The organism is Desulfobacula sp. (genome assembly GCF_021107415.1).
Genome location: NZ_JAIOSW010000415.1, coordinates 1 through 4,486 on the forward strand (window position 1 = coordinate 1; position 4,486 = coordinate 4,486).

At 39.0% G+C, this 4,486-nt stretch carries 3 protein-coding genes; 1 reads left to right on the plus strand and 2 read right to left on the minus strand.

Features of this window, described 5'->3' with window-relative positions; genetic code table 11:
- Positions 1–93: 93 nt before the first annotated feature.
- Positions 94–1,317, minus strand: coding sequence for a nickel pincer cofactor biosynthesis protein LarC (gene larC / locus K8S13_RS20885; RefSeq protein WP_291465658.1), 1,224 nt, complete (start codon positions 1,315–1,317; stop codon positions 94–96).
- Positions 1,318–2,457, minus strand: coding sequence for a M20/M25/M40 family metallo-hydrolase (locus K8S13_RS20890; protein WP_291465659.1), 1,140 nt, complete (start codon positions 2,455–2,457; stop codon positions 1,318–1,320).
- A 138-nt stretch (positions 2,458–2,595) separates the two neighbouring features.
- On the opposite strand from K8S13_RS20890, the gene K8S13_RS20895 reads away from it, so the two are divergent.
- Complete coding sequence (locus K8S13_RS20895) at positions 2,596–3,432, plus strand: enoyl-CoA hydratase/isomerase family protein (protein WP_291465660.1); 837 nt, start codon at positions 2,596–2,598, stop codon at positions 3,430–3,432.
- Positions 3,433–4,486: the final 1,054 nt, after the last annotated feature.

Genomic DNA, 4,486 nt, shown 5'->3' on the forward strand with positions numbered 1-4,486 from the left:
GGGTGCAAAAGGAATTTTACCTGAAAAAAATCCTGTGGCAAAAAACATTATGATTTTCTGATGTAATGTCATTTTGCAGTTCTATATTCTGTATCAATCCCTGTCAAGGAAATTGGGCCCGGTGGGTTGGAAATGAGACTTGGCATCAGATAAAATTTGGCTGTAAACATCTTTTAACGGAATTTTTTTTTCTATTGCTATTCTTTTTGCCGCATCATACTCCGGAACAAACCGGACGGTGTTGTCGGGATTGGTGATCTTTTTTACCAGCAATTTCCCAAACTGGGTTCTGACAAACGCCTTTTCTCTTAAAAGAAAAAACCGTTCACATTCATGATATCTCACGCCAATGGATGTGGTCTGGGTGAGTATAATGTGAATAATATTATCCAGATCTTCTTTGCAGCACATCACCTCAATCTGAATCCCAGGTCTGTTTTTTTTCATCTGAACCGGAACATAACAGACATCAAGCGCCTTATTTTCAAACAGATTTTCCATTAAAAATCCTGAAATTTCAGGGTTCATGTCATCTACATTGGTTTTAACAACATGAATGGTTTCTTTTTGAATGGCTGTTCCATCTTCCTTTTGATCTGCACTCTTTTCTCCCAGAATAATACGCAGCAGATTGGGAAGGCCTGAGCCGGTATCTCTTTTCCCTGAACCATAGCCGACCTTTTGTATAACCATTTCCGGCAATCTCCCGAAAGAGGAAGTAAGGGTGGTAATAATGGCTGCCCCTGTGGGTGTAACAATCTCTGTTGTTGCATCGGACGGTTTGACAGGGACATCTTTTAAAATTGCCACAGTTGCCGGAACCGGAACCGGTATTTTCCCATGGGAGCACATCACAAATCCTGATCCTAAAGCAATTGGGGAGGCATATACCTTTTTAATGCCAAGGTACTCCACACACAGAAAAGATCCAATGATGTCCACAATGGAATCAATGCCGCCGATTTCATGGAAATGAATCGTTTCAATATCTTTTCCATGAATTACTGACTCAGCCCGGGCTATTTTTTTAAAAGCAAAAAGACTGTTTTCCTTCACCTTTTCAGACAAAGAACTGTTTTTAATCAAGGCCTTAATATCTTTGTAGTTCCTTTGCGAGCTGCCATCATCAATAACATCCACAATGATATCCGTTGCCTTTAAATGGTGCTTATATACAATGCTTGTCTTTAATTGGAATCCTTCTAAAACACCTGACAGTTTCTCTTTTATCCAGTCAACAGGTACGCCAAGGTCAATCAGCGCCCCAAGGGTCATATCCCCGCTGATTCCGGAAAACATGTCAACATATGCGATCATCTATGATATTTTTCCTGCTGCGTGAACCTTTAAAATCTCAAGTACCAGATTTGCAGAACTCTCCATATCCTTGATGGCAATAGATTCATTTAAGGTGTGAACATCGGTCATGCCGGTTCCGAGAACTCCTGCAACAATGCCTTTGCTAAAAAATATATTTGCATCTGCACCACCGCCAATGGTCTTGCTTTCCAGAGTCATACCAAGATTGCCTGCCGCTTTTCTGGCAAGTTTAATGGCCTTGTGATCTTCAGAAATATTTGTATTGGTAAAATCATTCTCGACAATGGCTTCTATCCTGGGAAGATCTGAATTGTCTTTAAACTTCTTTGCTACGGCCTGAAACGTATTTACAATACTATCCGTAACTATTTTTAATTTTTCAATATCATGGCTTCTTGCTTCCCCGTGGATCTCAACAAACGCAGGAACAATATTAGTGGCAACCCCGCCTTTAATGGTTCCAAGGTTACAGGTGGTCTCTTCATCAATCCGGCCCAAATTAAGCTCTGAAATGGCCTTAGATGCGACCATAATGGCATTAACCCCGTTTTCAGGTTCTGCACCTGAATGAGCAGCCCTGCCATATATTTTAATAATGATTTTGTTAGCAGCAGGCGCTTTTGTAACAATCCCCTGTGTATCGGTTGAATCAAGAATATATCCGAACTTTGAATCTATTAAGGAATAATCAAAATATTTTGCCCCTAAAAGACCGATTTCTTCACAAATCGTAAAAACAATCTCAACCGGCGGGTAATCTATTTTATTTTCAAAAATGATATCCATGACTTCAAGAATGATGGCAAGGGCGGATTTATCATCCGCACCCAGGATAGTAGTCCCGTCACTTCTAAAAATACCATCCTCAAACTGAACTTTTATACCCTTTCCAGGTCCGACCGTATCCATGTGGCCGGATAAAAATACAGGCTCTGCATTGACAGTCCCTTTAAACTTGGCCACAAGATTAGAACAATTACCACCCACCTGTTCCCCTGCAGTGTCATAACAGACCGTTGCTCCCATTGCCGTCAATATTTTTTCAAGTTCCAAAGCAACATCCTTCTCCTGCCGGGAAAGTGAATCAATCTCAACAAACGATTTGAATCTTTGTGCCAGTCTCTGTGAATTTATCATTTATTATTCCTTTATTTAATAGCGTGTTATATAAGCAATTTGACAAATCAAAGAAATAAGATATACTAAATTTCTTTGATTAATTCTATAATTAATTGTGGAAAGGTGTCTATTTATACTTGATCACATCAAGAATCTATGATTGGTAGAAAAATTCAAATAGAAAGAAAAAATAAGGTCGCGTTGGTGACTATGAATCGTGCCGGGAAAAAAAATGCATTTGATGAGTCCATGTTCTCGGCCTTGGAAAATGTTACGGATGAATTGAAACAGGATCTTCCCAGGGCTATTATCATAACCGGAGCTGGAGACGATGCGTTTTGCACAGGATTCGATGTTAACCCCAAAAATCCATTGGTGGCTGATTTCCTAAAAGTGTTGGACAGTAATGATATAAAATCGGCCGGAAGATTGGTTAACCGTATTCGAAAAGCAGTTGACGGGTTTATTTCTTTACCCGTTCCTATCATTGCCGCGATAAATGGATTGGCTTATGGGGGAGGGATGGAGCTGGCAACAAGATGTGATTTGCGCGTGATGGATCCAACAGCTCAACTGTGTTTTTCAGAAGTCCGATTGGGTTTGATGCCGGATTGGGGGGGAGGTCCTTATTTAACTAAACTTGTCGGAAGTGCTATTGCGTCAGACCTCATACTGACAGCTCGTATAATAAATGCTCAAGAGGCTTTAAAAATTGGTTTGGTTAACCGTGTGAGTGGCAAAGGATGTTCTGCTAATGAGGCATTGAACCTGGCGGAACAAATCGCGCAAAACGGCCCCAATGCCGTTCGTCATGCATTGGCTGTTATTCGACAGAGCCAGGGACTGTCTTTGGAAAAAGCACTTGAACTGGAGGCTGAAATGGCTGCTGAACTTATTACATCAGGTGAATGCATGCACGGCATTACAGCGTTTATGAAAAAAAAGAAACCCGAATTTCCCGATTGTAAAAAACAACCATCATCACAACGATGACCCGGGGAAGACCTATGGGCATAAGAAATCGAATAAAATAAATTCAAAAATATTTCGTTTTTTCCTTTGTATTTTTAAATGAAAACCTTAAAATAGATTGACAAATAGGGCTCTTCAGGTATACTAACTTTTTTTATTCGATGCGGAAGTGCGCGGCTCACTGGTGGGGCCCTCGGACTTCAAATCTAGTGATACTATTCTAGAAAAAATCGTTCAAAACACAATCATAGCAAGCATCTTAGCCTTTTATAATGTTTTTATCATACTTTAATAGTTTCTACAAAAAGCTTCTAAACCAGCATAGCTATGCGAGTTTTCAGCTTTTACCGGAAAAGTCAAGTTAGGACTTCGCTAAAGACCCACGTCAGGCTTGCGTTCCCAACACACCGGCACTCCCAAAAGTCCCGGAGGAGACCCGGGGAACTTCATTTCAACTTTATAAATTCTTTCTTTATTCAAAATTTAAATATGAAGTTAAGGATTAAAGAAACAAAAAATGTAAAAAAATGATAACTTGGTTTTCCTGCATTTATGATATAATGATATGTCCCAATTCAACCATATTTAATGAGAAAAAAATGAACGATTTAAACATTACAGAACCGGTAATACCTCAGATACTGAGTGACCCCAACTTGAAAGACTATAAATGCCCTCACTGCAATAAATTTCTTTTTAAAGGCAATGTAAAAAAACTGAATATGGCATGTCATCATTGTCAAAAAATGATTAGGACTGATGAAGTTGAACTTTCTAAATCAGTGCCGAAATAACAAACAGACTGAGTATTTGTAAAAGTATTAAACCCCCTTTTAACAAAGGGTATCAGCGACTGTAGATAGACACATTAAACACGTTTTTACTATCTGATTATGCCTTCCAAAATGATGATTTTATCTCCAATAAAATAGAATTTCATCAATTCACCTTAAGTATGTACTTGACGTAACAAAAATATAATTGATCTTTGAATGGTCAAAGGCGATTATCTACTTGATATTTCTACAAAAAATAGGAATGGAGGTCGATATGAACCCTGACTTAAAGTCACAAC

What these genes read in the sequence shown, in the direction of transcription:
- larC (WP_291465658.1), bottom strand. Translation starts at nt 1,317, where the DNA reads ATGATCGCATATGTTGACATGTTTTCCGGAATCAGCGGGGATATGACC.
- K8S13_RS20890 (WP_291465659.1), bottom strand. Translation starts at nt 2,457, where the DNA reads ATGATAAATTCACAGAGACTGGCACAAAGATTCAAATCGTTTGTTGAG.
- K8S13_RS20895 (WP_291465660.1), top strand. Translation starts at nt 2,596, where the DNA reads ATGATTGGTAGAAAAATTCAAATAGAAAGAAAAAATAAGGTCGCGTTG.